15 protein-coding genes are annotated in these 18992 nt (G+C 43.3%); 6 read left to right on the top strand and 9 right to left on the bottom strand.

Features of this window, described 5'->3' with window-relative positions; genetic code table 11:
• Window positions 1-37 precede the first annotated feature (37 nt).
• Window positions 38-760: a hypothetical protein gene (locus V7K44_RS25520; protein ID WP_334935621.1), complete on the bottom strand. Its 723-nt coding sequence runs from the start codon at window positions 758-760 to the stop codon at window positions 38-40.
• 496 nt (window positions 761-1256) lie between these two features.
• Window positions 1257-1451 (bottom strand): 30S ribosomal protein S21, encoded by a 195-nt coding sequence (gene rpsU / locus V7K44_RS25525; protein WP_069073011.1) that lies wholly within the window; start codon window positions 1449-1451, stop codon window positions 1257-1259.
• Window positions 1452-1589: 138 nt separating this feature from the next.
• Between rpsU and V7K44_RS25530 the strand changes: the two genes are divergently transcribed.
• The gene (locus V7K44_RS25530; protein WP_334935652.1) at window positions 1590-2711 is read left to right on the top strand and encodes an IS630 family transposase; all 1122 of its coding nucleotides are present in this window, start codon (window positions 1590-1592) and stop codon (window positions 2709-2711) included.
• A gap of 55 nt (window positions 2712-2766) precedes the next feature.
• On the opposite strand, the gene V7K44_RS25535 is transcribed toward V7K44_RS25530, so the two are convergent.
• The 4 genes from V7K44_RS25535 to V7K44_RS25550 all read right to left on the bottom strand — a co-directional run bounded on the left by V7K44_RS25535 (window position 2767) and on the right by V7K44_RS25550 (window position 5851).
• Window positions 2767-3078 (bottom strand): RNA recognition motif domain-containing protein, encoded by a 312-nt coding sequence (locus tag V7K44_RS25535; RefSeq protein WP_334935623.1) that lies wholly within the window; start codon window positions 3076-3078, stop codon window positions 2767-2769.
• Between the two features lie 403 nt (window positions 3079-3481).
• A complete protein-coding gene (locus tag V7K44_RS25540; RefSeq protein WP_334935625.1) occupies window positions 3482-4342 on the bottom strand; it encodes a 3'(2'),5'-bisphosphate nucleotidase CysQ family protein in 861 nt (286 codons plus the stop codon).
• A 36-nt stretch (window positions 4343-4378) separates the two neighbouring features.
• The gene (locus V7K44_RS25545) at window positions 4379-5251 is read right to left on the bottom strand and encodes a sugar kinase (protein ID WP_334935627.1); all 873 of its coding nucleotides are present in this window, start codon (window positions 5249-5251) and stop codon (window positions 4379-4381) included.
• Window positions 5252-5851: a PadR family transcriptional regulator gene (locus V7K44_RS25550; RefSeq protein ID WP_334935629.1), complete on the bottom strand. Its 600-nt coding sequence runs from the start codon at window positions 5849-5851 to the stop codon at window positions 5252-5254.
• Between the two features lie 298 nt (window positions 5852-6149).
• Here V7K44_RS25550 and V7K44_RS25555 point away from each other — a divergent pair, with 298 nt between their 5' ends.
• The 3 genes from V7K44_RS25555 to V7K44_RS25565 all read left to right on the top strand — a co-directional run bounded on the left by V7K44_RS25555 (window position 6150) and on the right by V7K44_RS25565 (window position 9085).
• Window positions 6150-6563 carry a hypothetical protein gene (locus tag V7K44_RS25555; RefSeq protein ID WP_190240786.1) on the top strand — a complete coding sequence of 138 codons (414 nt, stop codon included), beginning with the start codon at window positions 6150-6152 and terminating at the stop codon, window positions 6561-6563.
• An 85-nt stretch (window positions 6564-6648) separates the two neighbouring features.
• Complete coding sequence (locus V7K44_RS25560; protein ID WP_334935632.1) at window positions 6649-7623, top strand: DNA polymerase III subunit delta'; 975 nt, start codon at window positions 6649-6651, stop codon at window positions 7621-7623.
• A 268-nt stretch (window positions 7624-7891) separates the two neighbouring features.
• Window positions 7892-9085 (top strand): Coenzyme F420 hydrogenase/dehydrogenase, beta subunit C-terminal domain, encoded by a 1194-nt coding sequence (locus tag V7K44_RS25565; protein WP_334935634.1) that lies wholly within the window; start codon window positions 7892-7894, stop codon window positions 9083-9085.
• A gap of 89 nt (window positions 9086-9174) precedes the next feature.
• On the opposite strand, the gene V7K44_RS25570 is transcribed toward V7K44_RS25565, so the two are convergent.
• The 3 genes from V7K44_RS25570 to V7K44_RS25580 form a co-directional block, all read right to left on the bottom strand.
• The gene (locus V7K44_RS25570) at window positions 9175-9534 is read right to left on the bottom strand and encodes a VOC family protein (protein WP_334935636.1); all 360 of its coding nucleotides are present in this window, start codon (window positions 9532-9534) and stop codon (window positions 9175-9177) included.
• A 114-nt stretch (window positions 9535-9648) separates the two neighbouring features.
• Window positions 9649-11298, bottom strand: a complete 1650-nt coding sequence (locus V7K44_RS25575) for a hybrid sensor histidine kinase/response regulator (protein WP_334935638.1) — start codon at window positions 11296-11298, stop codon at window positions 9649-9651.
• Complete coding sequence (locus V7K44_RS25580; protein ID WP_334935640.1) at window positions 11295-15503, bottom strand: PAS domain S-box protein; 4209 nt, start codon at window positions 15501-15503, stop codon at window positions 11295-11297. Before V7K44_RS25580 ends, V7K44_RS25575 begins: the two co-directional genes overlap by 4 nt.
• Window positions 15504-15723: 220 nt before the next feature.
• Between V7K44_RS25580 and ldpA the strand changes: the two genes are divergently transcribed.
• Both ldpA and V7K44_RS25590 read left to right on the top strand, forming a co-directional pair.
• A complete protein-coding gene (ldpA, locus tag V7K44_RS25585) occupies window positions 15724-16932 on the top strand; it encodes a circadian clock protein LdpA (RefSeq protein WP_334935642.1) in 1209 nt (402 codons plus the stop codon).
• An 82-nt stretch (window positions 16933-17014) separates the two neighbouring features.
• Window positions 17015-18748: a R3H domain-containing nucleic acid-binding protein gene (locus V7K44_RS25590; RefSeq protein ID WP_334935644.1), complete on the top strand. Its 1734-nt coding sequence runs from the start codon at window positions 17015-17017 to the stop codon at window positions 18746-18748.
• Window positions 18749-18992: the final 244 nt, after the last annotated feature.

The following is an 18992-nucleotide window of genomic DNA, read 5'->3' on the forward strand; positions in this document are numbered from 1 at the left end:
CCTATTACCTGTAACCTGTAACCTCTTAACCCAAGGCCTATTGGGGTAAATGCAAATCTGCTGCGATCGCATACAAGTAAGGTTGAAAAATTGCCAAGTTTTCTAGTTTATCAAACTTACCTGTTTGCGTACCTGTGTCAAATGCAGTAGTAATTACGTAAATTTTAGTGCCATCAAAGGCAACATGACCGATATGTTGCTCTTGTACTCCACCTTGTTGATTGAGTTCAGCGAACCCATAGCGGATTCCCTGAAGTTTACCAACGGGTACTGGTTGCGGTGGGTAGGATGAGAAAGTAATCTGTTTTCCATATTTACCCTGACGATCTTTGGCAAACGCAGCGTAGTGGTCTGCAACCCAAGTCTTAAGTACTGGTAATAACTGGGTTTGGTACTTGGAACTTTGGTAGTCTACTAGGGAAGCAGTTGGAATACCAGCTGCTAAGAGTTTCTTTCGGAAATCCTCATTGTTTGCTAGTGGGTAAATGTTAATCTCCACCGTACCCAAACGTTTTCCTTTGGAGGAGACACACAACAGGGGTGCATTTCCTTCACAGGGAGCAACTTGCCAGTTAGTTGGAGCAGCAGCACTTCCCAGAATTTTCTGCCAAATATTTCCCTGATTAGAGTTGGGAAGTTTGGCAACGGTAGGAGTTTTTACTACTTTGGGTGGAGAAAATTGGGGTAGAAGAAATTTCGCTCCCACCGGTATTGACACCAGCAAAATAGAGCCTAGTAATAAATGATAAAGTCGTAACATTTTTATTTCAAAATCCAGAGCCAGAGATTGCAGACTAACGATATCTACAATACTTTATGGATACAGAGGGAGAATACATTTATATTGCTGCGAGTTCCGTAAAGAGAACTCAACAAACTATAGCGCTTCTTTGTGAAATCAGGTACAAGCGATGGGCGTATAGCTATCTGTACGCCCCTACGAACTGCTCTAAGTAGCTATGTATAAATAAATTAAAGTTTGCAGTAAGGACTTTAGTCCTGATAAACGTTGCTATGAGCGATGAATCGCTCACTACAAACTAGGATTTTATTGTATGTTTAATTATGCCTACTTAGTTCACGCAATTGAAAATATATACAGTTATTAGCGCTGAGAAAACAGTACAGCGCTAATACAAACAGTGCTGTTTATTGATTGATGTATGCCTTAATTACTTGTGGCTTGCCGGAGGTATAGGCAACAATGAAGAGATGCTGGCTAGATGTCAAATGGAAGGGCAAATTTGCTTGGACTTTTAATTGAAGCGAGAACGTTGTTGACGACGTTGTTTGTGCCTAGCAATTGCTTTACGCTTCTCTTTTTCTATCGGTGTCTCAAAGTGACGCTTTTTTCTCATATCCTGGAAAATTCCTGCTTTAGAAACTTCCCGTTTAAATCTTCTTAAGGCTGATTCAATACCTTCATTCTCCCCTAAAACTACTTGTGTCATTCTCATTCCTCCTTAATGTTGATGAATAGTTCAAGACTAGATACCAAATAAAATATTCCAGCAGAATGCAGCCTTTGGCTTTAAGCTAATCGGCATTTAAGCTGCATAATATAAATGCAGAGTCGATTGAAAATAATTATGCCACCACCAGCCAAAAACTTTTTAACTTCGGAACAAGTTACTCAGCTACAGCAGGCTCTTAAGGAGAGTGAGCTACCGCACGTAAGAGAAAGAATTTTAATTATTCTGCTCCAAAATGATGGCAGAACACAACAAGAAATTTCTAAATTTTTAGGTTGTTCTCCCAGAACTGTTGCATACTGGTGTATGCATGGAGATCCAGATAACCTAAAAAGTTTACATAATAAACGAGAGTATGAGCATAACCGAAAAGCCACGCCTGAATATATTGAACTGTTATTAAAAACAGTTGATATAGAACCATCAGATTTGGGTTATGAATTTGGTCGATGGACAGCAGAGAGATTAGCAACATATTTAACAGAACAAACAGGAATTGATTTAAGTAGTTCTCAAGTTAGGAGGATATTAAAGCGAAAAAAGTATAGTTACATTTGGGCTAAGTATGACTTAGAATCTAAACAAGATCCTCTACTTAGAGCAGAATTCCAAGAGAAACGTGCCCAATATTTAACAATAGCAAGAGAGCAGGCAGAGCGTATGCAGGTGTGGTTTTGGGATGAGAGCGGCTTTAGTTTACGTGTAATTCGCCGTAAGAATTGGGGTAAGCGAGGAAAACGCAAAAATCTTACAGGCCAACGTCGGCGTGGTCGGGTTAATGTGATGGGAGGAATCCGAGAAGGAGACCGCAAACGGGTATGTTTTTTTATTAAAAAAGGTGAGGGCGGTATCTTTTTTGAGCAGTTGCAGCAACTAAATCAATTAATTAAAGAAGAGTGGATAAGCTCTGGATTCAGCACCGATGATTTTCAGGAGCTTGGTCCCAAGATTATTTTAATTCTAGATAATGCTAGTTTTCATAAACGTAAGGATATTCTCACTAAAATTGCCCAAGAGCTACCTAATTTTATCCTAGAATTTTTACCTGCATATAGTCCTGATTACAACATCATCGAATTAGTCTGGTATTCATGTAAGGAATACATTGCTCATCGTCTATTTCAATCAGTAGATGAGTTAAAGTCTTTACTCAATAAGCTATTAAACCAGGGTGAGCTAGTCATTAAGTGGCATCGAAATATAAAAAACAAAGGCAACAGTGCCTATGTTGCAATTTAAATGCCGATTAGCTTATCTGCTGGAGACTCTAAATGTGAAATTTTCAGGAATCGAGTTAGTAGCGATTATTGTTGCGGCGGGCATTACCGCCACCCCAGCTACCACGAGGAGAACTGCTTCTTTCCTCACGAGGTTTAGCTTTGTTCACTTTCAAATCACGTCCCATCCACTCAGCACCATCAAGTGCATCAATGGCAGCTTGTTCTTGTGTGTCTGATTCCATTTCCACAAAAGCGAACCCACGAGGCCGGCCTGTTTCCCGATCTGTGGGTAGTTGAATACGATTTACTGTTCCGTATTCTGCAAAAGCCTGCTTTAGGTCCTCTTCTGTAACCTGATAGGACAGGTTTCCGACGTAAATTGACATAGAAATCTCCGAATTCAGGGAGTGTAGAGAGTTAAATTCGGAGAGACGGTTTTTAGAAATCAAAACGAGTTACTCAACCGAAAATAATCTTTATGTCCACGAGTGTAGCACAGCATTCAGCCTTGGAATATTGTCTGATAGTGAATTATTATTCACAAATCAAACCTTTAAGGACGGTTTGCAGACTTTCTAAAGACTGGCTTTTTTTGCTTGTACTATATAAAGTTACACTTTTAATCGGAAATCGTAATTAACTTGCGATCGCCCAGATATTTAGTGTTTTGAAAATTAAGCTGTGGACTAAGGGGTAAAGATTATTATTGCTAGTGCAATTAATCATACCGCGATCGACAGTCTTAAAAGCAAATTAATCTAAATTAAAAAATATTTATCCTTAATTACATTACTTATGGTCAAACTGCGCTAAGATAGCTTCTGCTTTGTTACATAGTACTTCGTGATATTCACCATTACTAGCTAGCAAACCTCCCCATTGATTGATATCACCAGTGTTATACTGCAACGGAGTGCCGTCGAAGTGAGTAAATTTACCACCAGCTTCTGTTAAAATCAATTCTGGAGCGGCTATATCCCAGTCTTTGGGCGCAGACTTCCCGGAAAGGGAAATGTAGATATCTGCCTGTTGCTCGACAATGGTGGCGATTTTGCAGCCTACACTACCCACAGATTTCTGATTTTGACAGGGTAAGTTTTGTAGCAGATGATCTAACCGTTGGTTGCGGTGAGAGCGACTAACGACTAAGGTTAAATCCTCAATTCGTTTACCTGACGACACTTGTAAAGGAACAGAACCATCACGGGTTTCTACAAACGTACCCCCGCCTTTGGTAGCGTAATATAACTTTTGAGCCTCTGGTACTGCCACCACTGCCAACACTGGGCGTGTTTCCTTGACTAAAGCAATGTGAACTGCATAGTCTCCAGTTTTTTCGATAAAGTCTCGTGTGCCATCCAAAGGGTCAATTATCCATACCCAAGGGGCAGAAGCCTGTCTAGCACTACTTGGCGCTTGATATGTTTCTTCACTGATGTAAGCAAAATCTTCGTTACCCAAAGTTGCTTGTAGCCTCTGTAAAATGTATTGGCTGACAGCTATATCGGCAACAGTGACAGGCTCATTCTGCTTATATTGAATTTCTAAGTCAGGGTCTTTTGCTGTGCCGTGGTAATACGATCGCAGTATATCTGCTGCGCCCCAACCTACCTCACGAGCGATCGCTAATATTTCTTGTAAATCTTTCATTAAGTTAGCCTTCTATAATTTTATTTACCTGACAACTCAGCCCTTTAAATTCATCCAGCGCCGAGTACCAAAAAATTTACAGGAATCAGCAGCAATATTAGCTGCCAGTGCCAGTGCATCAGTAAAGCTTTCCCTTAAAATGTAATTACAGAAAGCACCGTGAAAAATATCTCCAGCCCCTAACGTATCAACTGCTTGAATCTGCGGCACATCTACGATACCAGTTTTAGTGACACTCAAGTATTCAATTGGTTTTTGCCCGTGGGTAATGGCGATGTGAGGAATGTCAAATCCACTGAGATAGCTAAAAACGTCTTCTCCAGTCTGGCAGTTGGGGGGATAAAAATTAGCTGAACAGATGGCATAATCCACAAACGGTAGAATTTGCTCAAATCCAGGCTTCCAACTACCACCATCGATCGCTACTGGAATATTATTGGCTTTAGCCATTTGGGCGATGGAATCACCAACCGCCATCTGATGTCCATCAATCAGTACTATATCGACATTCTGCAAAATATCTGGCGGGATAAATGCGCTGCTAGCTTGAGTTTTGACAGCATTGATCGAAACCACAGCGCGTTCACCTGTGGCTTGAGTGACAATAATCGAAGATACAGGCGGTACTAAATCAGTGGTAGGCTCAAGGTCTGCGATCGCAACTTTGTAATTTGCCAAGTCACCTCGAATTAGCTGCGTCATTGGGTGAGAACCTATTACACTTAAGACTGTAGCCTGATTTCCTAAATAATTGAAAGTTACAGCCGCGTTTGTTGCCGGGCCCCCTGCCGCTACAGTATAGTCAGTAGCGACAATCTTCTGATTATTCTTAGGGGCAGAGTCAGCAAGGTAAATCAAATCTAAAGTTACTAAACCTACAAATAATCCACGATTCATCTGCTCTTTCATTCAAAATTCAATTCTGAATTCTGGCTCCTGACTCCTGAATTCTTTCTTGGTACATGGATATGGCTCTTGGCGACTGACAACATCAATCACTGTCTTCAACCAATCAATATAAGTCTCTTCTCTTCGGATTACCAACTCCAGCACCAGCCTTTGCATCACCTGCTGGCGGTTGGCAGATTCATCGCCGAGTGATGGCAAATCGATGGTTTCACATTCAGCCAGCTTCTTGCTTCGAGCCGCCAATTGTTGCTCCAGTACGTAAATGATGGTTTCATTCGACAACTGATCTGCAAAATGCAACTGCACGAGTAAAGGTTCTCTTATAGTCGGTAAGGGCTGATGAATCCCTAGCCATCGGCTAAATTCGGCTTTCCCTAGCTCCGTCACACTGTAGACTTTGCGGTTGGGGCGATCGTGTTGAATCTCAATGTTACAGGTAATCCAGCCTTGCTCAACTAGCTTATCGAGAGTTCTGTAAATTTGTGCCTGATCTGCTGGCCATAAATGGGCGATGCATTGATCGAAGCAGCTCGTTTTGAGGTCGTAGCCCGTCATTTCTTGCTGCTGAAGAAGACCTAAAATTACATTTGCTAGCGACATGAAGATGGTTTTCCCATAATTGATATTTTCTCGCTCGGTTCTACACTGTGTACTTCTTATAATTTTATGCTAATATATGATTAATCAAATATAAGATATGACGGTTATAAAAAGATATGCCTATTATAATGCTTCTTAGCAAGGAAACCAAATAGATAAAAAACTCCATTCACCAGAGCATGGGGAAGAAGGGAATAGGTTAAAGGTTACAGGGTACAGATCCCTATCACCTGTCCCCCCAATCCTAATGAAATTATTTAAGCCATTGAAGACTATTGTAACGAGAGGATAAGTAACATTGACTTCTAACACACTTACACAAAGAATACGTCAACATCAATATCTGCGTGATTTACGAAACAAATTACTCGATCTTCACAAGATGTTGCTGGAGACAGAACGCATTGCCTACGAACAGATTAGTGGACGAGTATCAAGTGGAGAACTTCTTCAGCTAGTCATCGCTCACGAACAATTTGCTTGGCTACATCGCATTTCTGAGATGGTTGTGCAAGTTGATGAAATGCTCCAAGCAGATGAACCGATATTGCTGGACGATTTCCAAAAATTGATTGCTGATGTCCGCACGCTGATTGTACCGTTAGAGACGGGTAATACCTTCGAGAGAAAGTATTACAACGCTCTCCAGCGCGAACCTGGTGCTGTGTTGGCACACGCGGAGATATCCAGATTTCTCACGTCTAAGGTTTGATTGCTAATCTAAACAGTGCTGAGTACAAAAGTAAGAATCGTACTCAGCACTTGGGCACTCATCAACCAACTGCCACCAAAGGCTAATGACTAACGATCCATTTGCACCAGTTATCGGACAACAGCAAGCTATAGAATTACTTACTCAGGCTGTCAGGCAAAACCGGGTTCCTCCAGCCTACTTATTTGTGGGGCCAGATGGTGTAGGCAGGAGTTTAGCAGCTAGGTGTTTTGTGGAATTGCTATTTTCTGGTGGGATGGGAATTACTGCGTCTTTACAAAACCGTTTGCGTCAAGGCAACCATCCAGCTTTGTTGTGGGTGCAACCAACGTACCAATATCAGGGACAACGATTAACAGCAGCAGAAGCAGCCGAGAAAGGACTAAAGCGTAAAGCACCACCTGTAATTAGACTAGAGCAAATTCGGGAAATTACCGAGTTTTTAGGTCGTCCGCCTTTAGAAGCGCCGAGAAATGTGGTAGTGCTGGAAGAAGCCCAAACAATGGCAGAAGCCGCAGCAAATGCTTTACTTAAAACCTTGGAAGAACCGGGACAGGCGACATTAATTTTAATTGCACCTACACCTGAATCTGTGTTGCCGACTTTGGTATCACGCTGTCAACGCATTCCTTTTTATGGCTTAGATGCACAGTCTTTGGCTGTTGTACTCACACAAACAGGGCATCAGGAAATTTTGTCAAATCAGGCAGTATTGAGCATAGCAGCTGGTAGTGCGGGAAGTGCGATCGCATCTTATGAACAATTACAAGCTATTCCCGATGAGTTACTCGAAGATTTGAAAAAAGCGCCTAAATCTTACCGTAACGCCTTAGAGTTAGCCAAAAAAATTGATAAGGATTTAGATACAGAAGCACAATTGTGGTTAGTTGATTATCTTCAGCAATTTTACTGGCAGCAGTGGCATGAACCTAGTATGATTAACCAGCTAGAACAATCTCGAAAACACTTGCTTTCTTACGCTCAACCGCGACTAGTTTGGGAATGTCTGCTTTTATCTGTGTATCAAAAATCAAATTCTATTTCTCCTAGTCATCGCTGAGTGCGATTGTATTTCTATAGTTCTTTCAAAATATTAGACTTCTTGGATGAATCCCTTGCCCTCACCCTAAATCCCTCTCCCAAGCTTGGGAGAGGGACTTTAAAGTTCGCTCCCCTTCTCCCAATTTTTGGGAGAAGGGGTTGGGGGATGAGGGCAAATTTTGCATTTGTGCAAGATGTCTAATGTCTTGTTCATCCTCTATCGTCAAGTTCATAGCGAGTGAAGGTATTGTAATAAAAGCGATTCCTGGATAAAACAAAAAGTTTATATGACCTCAGTTTCTCCTCACAAAAAAGCCAGAGCCTTAAAACCTACCAGCCGCCGCCCTGCGAAGGAACTCTGTAGCGAGTGTGGGCTATGCGATACATACTATATTCACTATGTCAAGGAAGCCTGCGCTTTTATTAATCAGCAAATAGGCGAACTTGAAGAAGAAACACACACGCGATCGCGCCATCTCGAAAACCCTGATGAACTCTACTTTGGCGTTCATCAAGACATGATAGCTGCGAAGAAACAACAACCCATTGAAGGCGCACAATGGACGGGTATTGTGAGCAGCATTGCCATTGAAATGCTGAATCGCGGCTTAGTTGAAGGTGTCGTCTGCGTGCAAAACACTAAAGAAGACCGCTTTCAACCCATGCCAGTCATCGCCCGGACTCCAGAAGAAATACTAGCAGCACGGGTTAATAAACCAACACTTTCTCCGAACCTTTCCATATTAGAACAGGTGGAAAAATCGGGAATGAAGCGGCTGTTGGTAATTGGTGTTGGTTGCCAAATCCAGGCATTACGAGCCGTAGAAAAACAACTTGGTTTAGAAAAGCTGTATGTTTTGGGTACGCCCTGCGTAGACAACGTTAACCGCGCCGGATTGCAAAAATTCTTAGAAACCACGAGCCGATCGCCTGACACAGTTGTGCATTACGAATTTATGCAAGACTTTCAGGTTCACTTCAAACATGAAGATGGATCATCAGAAACAGTGCCTTTCTTTGGCTTGAAGACTAACAAACTCAAAGATGTCTTTGCCCCATCCTGTATGAGTTGCTTTGATTACGTCAACTCCCTAGCCGACTTAGTTGTTGGTTACATGGGCGCACCCTTCGGTTGGCAATGGATTGTAGTTAGAAATGACACTGGTAAGGAAATGCTGGATTTAGTGAAAGACCAGTTAGATACCCAACCAGTAACGTCTAAAGGCAACCGGAAAGAAGCCGTACAACAAAGTATTCCCGCTTACGATAAAGGCGTTACTCTGCCGATGTGGGCAGCAAAACTGATGGGTGTGGTAATCGAAAAAATCGGCCCCAAGGGTCTAGAATATGCGCGATTTTCCATTGATTCTCACTTTACTCGGAATTATTTGTACGTAAAGCGCAATCATCCAGAGAAATTGGAAGCGCACGTTCCAGAGTTTGCCAAGCGTATTGTTGGACAATATAAATTACCAGAATAGAAGTGGGGCATTGGGCATTGGGCAGAGGGGCAGAGAAGAAAGACTTACTACTATTAATTCTCCCCTGCTCCCCTGCTCCCCTTCTCCCCTCACTGCTGACTCAACTCGATAACATTCCCATCTGGGTCTTGAGTGAACAGCGCAGCGCGACCAGAGGCGCTAGCTTGAATGGGATAATTCTGATTGAGGAATTCTTGTTTGGCGGCGTCTAAGTTAGCTACTGTGAAGGCGACATGGGGATTACGTCCCCATTTTTCGTTTGGGTTTTCCGTGGGGACAGTGGTTGCAACTATCAGGTGAATTTGATAGTCACCGACTTGATACCATGCACCAGGGTAGTTTAGGGAGCGATCTATTTTGGATAATCCCAATACTTTGCCATAAAAATGTTCCGAGCGTTCTAAGTCAGTCACAAGAATCGCTGTATGGAGACTTTGGGTAATCTGCATTGTCGGTAAGATGCGATCGCGTTTATTTAGATTTTGACGTAGTTTGAACTCTTTCGGTGAGTGAGGGAGACAGGATGAAAAGAATTAATAACCAACGCCAAATGACAAAGGTCATTACAAACTCAAAGGCAGTTGAACTCTAAACGTTGTCCAGCCCTGAGAACTGGTAACTTCAACTGTGCCTTGGAGATATTCTACTAACTTCTTAACCAATGTTAAACCTAATCCTGTGCCGCTCTGTTGCCAGCGTTCCCGTTTCGGGTTGCCGTAGGCATCGCTTTCAGGAATCCGGTAAAACGGCTCAAAAATTCGAGATTGTTCTTTTTTTGGAATTATCACCCCAGAATTGCTAATTGTGATTTGAAAATAAGGAACTTGAAAATTATGTAATACACCAGATTTAGCATTCTCATCTATCAGATTTTTTGTGATATAAATTAGCTGAACTTTTAACACAATCTGTCCATCAGGCGGAGTGTATTTACAAGCATTGTTGAGTAACTCTGAGACAATTTCAGTCAGGCTAGCCAAGTCTGAAACTAAAGGTGGTAAATTTGGAGAAACACTAATTTCAAAAGATTGTTCTCTAGCTTGAGCGCGTTCTTGAAAATACTCGGCAACGTGAGGCAGCCAGTTTTGGAGTTGAATTGAAGTTAATTCTAACGGATAGATATCTGCATCAATCATTCGTAGATGCAGTAAATTGTCTACCAAATCCAGTTCTTGTTCGCACTGTTCGCGCACAATACGTAAATAGCGGGCTACAGATTCAGATGGAGAAAGTGTGTTTGAATTTAAGATACCCTGCCGATCGAGAATATTTTCTAGCACAGATATTGCCATTTTGATGTTTGACAAGGGCGTTCGCATTTCATGAGAAGTGGTTGCCAGAAAATCCTCTTTTAACTGGTTCAGGCGTTGCAGTTCTGCCACACGAATTTGTAGTTGTTGGGCGCGTTCAGTTGCGAGATTACGTTCTTCGGTTAACCGTCGTTGCGTGTCATCCCGGAAAACAAAAACGGCTCCCGTAATTACACCATTATTATTTCTCAGGGGAGTAGCGCTATCAGCTATTGGTATAGTTGTCCCGTTTCTAGCAACTAGTAGAATACCACTTCCTAAATATATAGTAGTTTCTTGTTGGAGGGCTGCAATAATTGGATTTTCTATCGGTAGCTGAGTTTGTTCATCAATGATTTTGATAACTTCAGTTAACGTCTTGCCTTTAGCTTCATTCCATTGCCACCCTGTTAGAGCTTCAGCTACCTGATTGATGTATTTAATATTTAATTCAGTATCGACTACAATTACCCCATCGCCCATTCCTCGAAGTACAGAACTCAAAAATTGCTCGCGATCGTAGCGATTTAATGCTGTTTGAATGGCAACATAAAGTTCTTGCTCCTTAATGGGTTTGAGAATGTATCCAAAGGGGGATGTCAGCGTTGCTCGCTCAACAGTACTTTTATCAGAGTGCCCGGTGACGTAGATAATCGGAATTTGCAAATGATGCCAAATTTGCTCCGCTGCCTGGATACCGTCCATTTCACCCCGTAACCTGATATCCATTAAAATCAAGTTTGGTCGTAATTGAGTTGCTTTTGCAATTGCCTCTTCGGCAGAATCGGCAATATCTAAAACAACATATCTTAAAGACTCTAAAGTTTCTTGTAAGTTGATAGCAAGTATATATTCATCTTCAACAACAAGGACTCGAACTGTCTCTTTTTTCTGTGGGTTTGATGAGATATCAATTATGTTCATGTCCGGCTGTTTGTAAAAGTAATTTTGAACTCTGTTCCCTGTTGAGAGTCAATTTCAAGTTTTCCTCTTAGCTGCTTGACTAAACCCTGGACAAGGGTTAGTCCCAGTGTTTTAGTTTTCTTACTATCAAAGTTTTCAGGTAAGCCAACACCATTATCTCTAATAATGAGCGTCAAAGTAGATTCCGATTGTTGATAAAACTTAACTTCAATTTTGCCTCCCATATTACCAACAAAGGCGTATTTCAAAGCATTAGAAACCAGTTCGTTGATAATTAAGCCACAAGGGATGGCGGTTTCGATGTCAAGGCTAGCATTATCAACTTGAATATTTAGTTGAATCTGGTTGGAACTGACATTATAGGAGTCAAATAAATGAGTTGTTAAATCTGGAATGTATTGAGCAAAATCAATATCAGCGAGGTCTTCAGAACGGTATAGTTTTTCATGAACTAGGGCAATGGAAGCAATGCGGTTTTGACTATCGCGCAAAGTTGCAGCTACCACAGGATCTTGTGTTCTTCTGCATTGCATTTGCAGCAAACTGTTGACAATTCCTAAATTGTTCTTAACACGATGATGAATTTCTTTGAGTAATACCTCTTTTTCTTTCAGAGAGGCTTTGATTTTTTCCTCCGCTTGCTTTTGCTCAGTGATATCTTGATGGATAGCCACAAGGACGCTTCCATACTCAGGATGTTCAAAAACGGAAGCGGTAGCGCTACACCAGAATGGAGTGCCATCTTTTTTAATATTGTGGACTTCATAAATTGCTTCACCGTGTTCCAAAATAGCAGCACAAATCGCCTGACTAACATCTTTAGGTGTACGATCTCGATCGCCGTAGTTGACCATCGACACGTGCTGACCGATTAATTCATCAGGCTCATAGCCAAACATCTGCTCGAATTTAGGATTGGCGTAAACAAACACGCCATCTGTAGCACGAACTAGGCAAATTCCTTCTGCCATGTTGCGGGTGATGACTGCTTGCAACTCTAACATTTGTTCAGCGCGTTTGCGATCGCTGATTTCAACTACTACAATGCCCATACTAATAGGTTGATCGGCTTCAGACTGAATTGGAAAATAGGAAGCTAGCCAAGTCCTGATTACACCTGGAAATTTTGGGGTTTCTCCACTGATTTCCAAATCCAGAATCGCTTCACCCGTTGTCAAAACATGTCGAAAGACTTGCTCTTGCTTTCGTGCTAAGTCAGGGACAATCTCCCACGGTGTCTTGCCAAAATGCGCCGCTGCGGGAATGCCATTAATTTCTGCTAATGCTTCATTAATCAATGAATAACGTAGTTCCCGATCGAGAATGGTTATACCAACAGGTGCATTATTGATGAAGGTATCCAATAGTTTTTGCTTGTGAGCTAGTTCTCGCTCTAGAATCTTGCGTTCTGTGATATCAATCGCCACCCTACCCACTAGCTTTTGTGCAGACAATCCGAGAATCGGGAATTTGTATACCAAGAACTCACCAAGGGAACCGTTTGGTCGGGGAGCAAATTCAATCACCTCAATTACCTGATTTGTCTCTATGACTGTGCGAATGTGATCGAAATGCTGCCGAGCAATTTCATCTGGGTAGAGATCAGAAATATATTGCCCAATCACCTGTTCGGGTAGTAATTTAAATGTCCGCAGGTATGTTTGATTTAAGTAAAGTACACAGCCATCTGTATCAGTGATGCAAGCTAGCACTGGGCTATTGTTCATAAATGCCTTGAATCGGGCTTCACTTTCTTGCAAAGCTGCTTCTGCTTGCTTGCGATCGCTAGTATCAATAATTATTCCTAGCATTCGTACAGGATCGCCTGCTTCGTTGTAAGCAGCACGCCCTTTCCCTGTGAGCCAGTGAACCCTGCCATCGGGAAAAATCACTCGATATTCACCTTGAAAATTAATATGTTGTGCCAGTGCATTTGATACAGCCTGTTCGATTCGGTCAACATCCTCTGGATGCACGCGATCGCGCCATAATTGATAGCTGGCTGCCGATATTTCTGGCTCTAAACCTAACAAACGATAATGGTTGTCGTTCCAGATAACTTCGCCTGTTTGAACATTCCAATCCCAAAGACCGATGTGGTTAAATTCTAACGTTAGTCTCAGTTGTTCTTCACTTTTGGCTAAGGCTGCTTCGGCTTGTTTGTGTTCGCGTAGTGCGGCTTGTTGTTCGCTGATATCCCGATGAGTACCAGTCATTCGCAGAGGATTACCATCTGCATCTCGCATCACAACCTTGCCGTAGTTGGCAATCCATTTACATTCGCCCGACTTAGTGCGGAGTCGATAGTCAAATTTGTACGGTATTGAACTATCCTTGAGGTAATCTGTCAAGATTTTCTCCGCCCAAGGTAAATCCTCTGGATGAACTAATCGCTCCCAAGTACTCAAATTCTGTGGGAGTTCATCAAAGCGGTATCCCAGCATTTCTAAATAGCGAGGGCTGTAATACACCTCTCCAGTCAAAAAATTCCAGTCCCACAAACCATCCCCAGAAGCCTCAAGGGCTAATTGTAGTCGTTCCTCGCTTTCTCGGAGAGCTATTTCTGCCCGTTGCTGCTCTTTTTCACTATACTTCCGTGCAGTAATATCCGTAATTCGTACTAGTTGCATCACAGTACCAGCGATCGTAATTTGTTTGGCTGCGATGTTTCCCCAAAAGGATTTGCCCTGCTTAGTAATATATTCAACTTCTCGACTGCAAAACCCTTGCTGGTGAATTTCTTCCATAAAGGTGGCAATCTCATCGGAAGTGAACGGTTGTTTTTGCAGAGTGTTACCTTTAATGTTAATTAATTCAGCTTTACTAGAGGCTGCAAATAGCTCCACTGCTCGATCGTTACAGTCAGCGATCAGTAATGTTTCGACATCTACCAAAAAAAATGCATCAGCGGATTCGTTATAAACAGCTTCTAGCAGGTCACGACTACGGATGATTTCTAACTCAGTTTGTTTGCGTTCAGTAATATCTATAACCGCTCCCAATAGCTTAACTGGCTGCCCTTGAACGTCATAAGCTATCTCTGCTTTCGACTCAACGTACCGCACCGAACCATCAGGTCGGATAATTCGATACTCAAGATTGAAAGGGGTAATTTGGGCGTAGGCGTAGCCCGTCGTAGACATCATCTTTTCGAGTTGGGCCTTGACCAAGGCGCGATCGTCTGGATGAATTATTTGGAGAAATTCCGCTTGGTCGGGTTCACTTTGAGTGGGATTTAGACCAGAGATGCGAAAGGTTTCCATTGACCAGGAGCGCTTTTTCGTTTCTAAATTCAATTCCCAACTGCCTACATGGGCGATTTGTTGAGTAGTAGCTAGCAGTGCTTCACTTTGTTGGAGTTTTTCTTTAGCCTGTTTGAGTTCGGTAATATCTCGCCCTTCTGGAATCAACAAAACAACTTGACCTGTCTCGTCTAAAAGCGGACGGAGTGAAAAATCGATTGTTGCTACGCGGTTATTTGCACCGAGAACATCAACTTCATAGCGGATAAACTCCCCTTGGGCTGCACGAGCGATCGCTTGTTTTAATTCTGCTTGAATTTGCGGTGAAATTGTCCACCAGTGTACTTCCCAAAAAGAGCGATTAATTACATCTTCTAGCTTCAGTCCGGCAAAATTTAGCGCCGTGTGGTTCGCCTCCAGTAAAATGCCAGCTGGCGTTAGCAGTCCTATGAATTGGAAAGCGTCCAGGAACTGGCGGACTTCTTGAACACTCGTGGCAAGGATATCTTGAAGCCTCAACGATTGGCGAATATTAAGAGCGATCGCTCCTACTAACTGTTGTTGTTTTAGCTGCCGCATTAGCTGCATCTGCTCGATCGCCCCATGAACCGCTCGACGTAAATTGTCAGAGGTCAGTTTTCCCTTGACTAGATAATCTTGCGCCCCACTCTTGATCGCTTGGACTGCGATCGTTTCGTCTCCCTGTCCAGTCAGTATAATTACTGGAATTTGGCTGTTAGAAGTTTGCCTCTGTAGCTGAGTGAGAAATTCCAGCCCGTCTAAATCTGGTAATCGATAGTCCAACAAAATCACATCTGGTATTTTTGCTTGACAAGCTTGTAGGGCCTTACTTCCAGACTCAAATTCGTAAATATCATAAGTGTAGCGATCGTCCCGCTCTAGGAAGCGTCGATACAAAGCTCTATCTTCAGCAGAGTCTTCTACAAAAAATACAGTTATCATGTATGTCGGCCTCCTAAAGACAGCTGCGGGAGTGGGGAGATGGGGGAGCAGAGGGGCAGGGGAGCAGGGGAGCAGAGGAGAAGTAGCAGTAAGTGCTTTCCCCTCCGCACCTCTGCCTCTTGTGCCCAATCCCCAATTCGATAAACCCTAAATCAGCAAATTCGGACTTTTTCTCGATCGCAGACTACTATTTTTAGTCGCATAAACGCATAATAGAATAGTGACTGATCTGTTCGTACCTTTACAATCTCTCAAACAAGGTGACTGGTTCAAGCTGATCTGCGGAGCCAGCTTCCAGCATTTGCCGGCAGTCAGAAGTTTAACGTTAGCCTATACTTTGGCGGGCGCTGACTGCATAGATGTTGCAGCTGATCCAGCAGTAATTGCAGCAGCGCAATCAGGGCTACAAGCAGCCAAATCTCTGGCTAAGGATGCCCAAAAGCGAGGCTTTGACTACAAAGGCAATTTACCCTTTTTGATGGTCAGCCTAAACGATGGAGAAGACCCCCATTTTCGCAAAGCAGAATTTAATCCTCATGAGTGTCCTACAGACTGCCCTAAACCCTGTGAACGGATTTGTCCAGCACAAGCGATCGTGTTTGACAGTATCAAAAAAGACTTTTCAGGAGTAGTATCCGAAAAGTGTTATGGCTGCGGTCGTTGCATACCAGTTTGCCCTTATGGTATAATTTATACAGCTTCATACGTGACAACGCCGGGAGCGATCGCGCCATTGGTAATGTCAACGGGAGTAGATGCCGTAGAAATCCATACACAAGTCGGGCGGTTAGCAGAATTTGAGCGATTATGGCAAGCAATTTCACCGTGGGCCGATAAACTAAAATTACTAGCAATCAGCTGTCCTGATGGCGAAGGGATGATTGACTACTTGAGAGCGCTGTATGACAGGATTGCCCCACTCAAGGGTGCTTTAATTTGGCAAACCGATGGTCGTCCGATGAGTGGTGATATTGGCGATGGCACCACAATAGCTGCGGTGAAATTAGGACAAAAAGTTTTGGCTGCTAAGTTACCAGGATATGTGCAGTTAGCAGGCGGCACAAATAAGTATACCGTTGCTAAGTTAAAGGCAATGGAACTACTCAACGATTTTAGATTGCCGATTTTAGATTTTAGATTAGAAGAAGCCAATCCACAATCTAAAATCCGTCTTGAAAAGTTTGTTACGGAGGGAAACCCTCCTGACAACTTTTCGCAAAATCCAAAATCCAAAATTTCTGGTGTCGCCTACGGTAGCTACGCCCGCGTACTGCTGTCACCAATTCTCGAACAGTTAGAGAATAAGGAGGTAAGTAACACCATTATGAAGGCGACTGTTCGCCTAGAAGAAGATGAAATATTACTTTGGCAAGCTGTAGAACTTGCCCATTCTCTCGTTTCCCAGATCAAGTCACAGCAGGAGCGTTAATTGCTCGTTCGGAAAATTCCCAGAATGGGTACTCCTGCACGCAAATGTCCTCGCTATCTCTAAAAACGTCACCATAGAAAGCATGACGATTACAGACGATCTCCAAAAGTTATTAGACATTTTGCCCCAAGACCTGCAACAAGCACTAGAGAGTCATCCCAAACGAGATAGTTTAGTAGAAGTGGTTTTGGATTTGGGTCGTCGCCCAGAGGCTCGCTTTCCTAATCAAGCTGAGTATTTGAGCGAAGTACCTGTTACTCAAGAACAGATAGATGATTGCATTCAACGAGTCGGAATCTTTGGCGGAGATAATCGGGCAGGAATTGAGCAAACTTTGCATCGGATCAGCGCCATTCGCAACCGCACTGGTAAGATTATTGGCTTGACCTGTCGCGTTGGTCGGGCGGTATTCGGAACCATTGGCATGATCCGCGACTTGGTAGAAACTGGTAAATCGATTCTCATGCTGGGGCGTCCAGGCGTGGGCAAAACTACCGCCTTACGAGAAATAGCCCGTGTTTTAGCGGACGATCTGCATAAGCGAGTGGTGATTATTGACACCTCCAACGAAATCGCTGGGGATGGTGATGTTGCTCACCCCGCCATTGGTCGCGCTCGGCGGATGCAAGTGGCTCATCCAAACGAACAGCATCAGGTGATGATTGAGGCAGTGGAAAACCACATGCCAGAAGTCATTGTTATTGATGAAATTGGCACGGAACTGGAAGCTTTAGCGGCTCGTACCATTGCAGAACGGGGCGTACAGTTAGTAGGTACTGCCCACGGTAATCAGATCGAAAACCTGATTAAAAACCCCACTCTGGCTGATTTAGTTGGGGGTATTCAAGCTGTGACGCTGGGAGACGATGAAGCTAGACGGCGAGGCTCTCAAAAGACCGTTTTGGAGCGGAAAGCCCCACCTACCTTTGAAATTGCTGTGGAAATGTTAGAACGCCAACGCTGGACAGTACACGAAAGTGTTGCTGACACCGTAGATAATCTGCTGCGGGGGCGTCAACCTACTCCACAAACGAGAACCGTTGATGACCAGGGCAAAATTGGTGTTACACGCCAGTTAGCAGTTGTCAATGGTCGAGGTGGACAGCTAGGAACAGTGGAAGATTCTTTCCCGCCGGCACGACCGTCTAATGGCTGGCGTTCATCTGGACAAATGGTTGCACTACCCCAATTGCCTGTAGAGCGGGTAACTGGGCGCAGCGAGTTTGACCGTTTACTGGATGAATCTTTCAATTATTCTGAGAGCATTGATTTTGATGCTGCTACAAGAGTGCCAGGGCCGAATGGTGAAGATTTGCCATTGCACGTTTACCCTTATGGGGTTAGCCGTCACCAACTGGAACAGGTGATTAGCGTGCTAACTTTGCCCGTAGTATTGACAAAAGATATAGATAGTGCTGATGCAATTTTAGCACTGCGATCGCACGTCAAAAACCACGCCAAATTACGCCAGATGGCCAAAGCTCGTCATGTACCCATCCACGTGATTAAGTCCAGCACCATTCCCCAAATTACCCGTGGTTTGCGGCGGTTGCTGAATATTGACGATCCAGAGATGGCCGACGATAGAGAACTACAATTGTTTTTGCACAATGGTAGCGATGATGAGATGGATGCCTTGGAAGAAGCTAGACTTGCTGTTGAGCAAATTGTGATTCCGAAAGGACAGCCAGTCGAATTATTGCCGCGTTCTCCCCAAGTCCGCAAAATGCAACATGAGTTGGTAGAACATTATCGCCTCAAGTCGCATAGTTTTGGCGAAGAACCAAATAGAAGATTACGCATTTATCCGGCGTAACTTTAAGGGACTTCTAGTTAAAAAAATATCCCAAATTTTCTTGTGGGATGGGTGTCCCCACCCGTCCCAGATTTAGGGCGGGCAAGATGCCCACAAGTTGGGTGTACTGGCACTTGTCTAGTTTTTTGCCCCACCCGTCCCAGATTTAGGGCGGGCAAGATGCCATTGGTGTCAAGTTAAGAAAATTAGAGTTTTGTCAAGTGGGTAAAACTCAATGGTTAAACTGAACACAATGGTGTTGAGA

This window comes from Nostoc sp., assembly GCF_036917235.1.
GTDB lineage: Bacteria > Cyanobacteriota > Cyanobacteriia > Cyanobacteriales > Nostocaceae > Nostoc.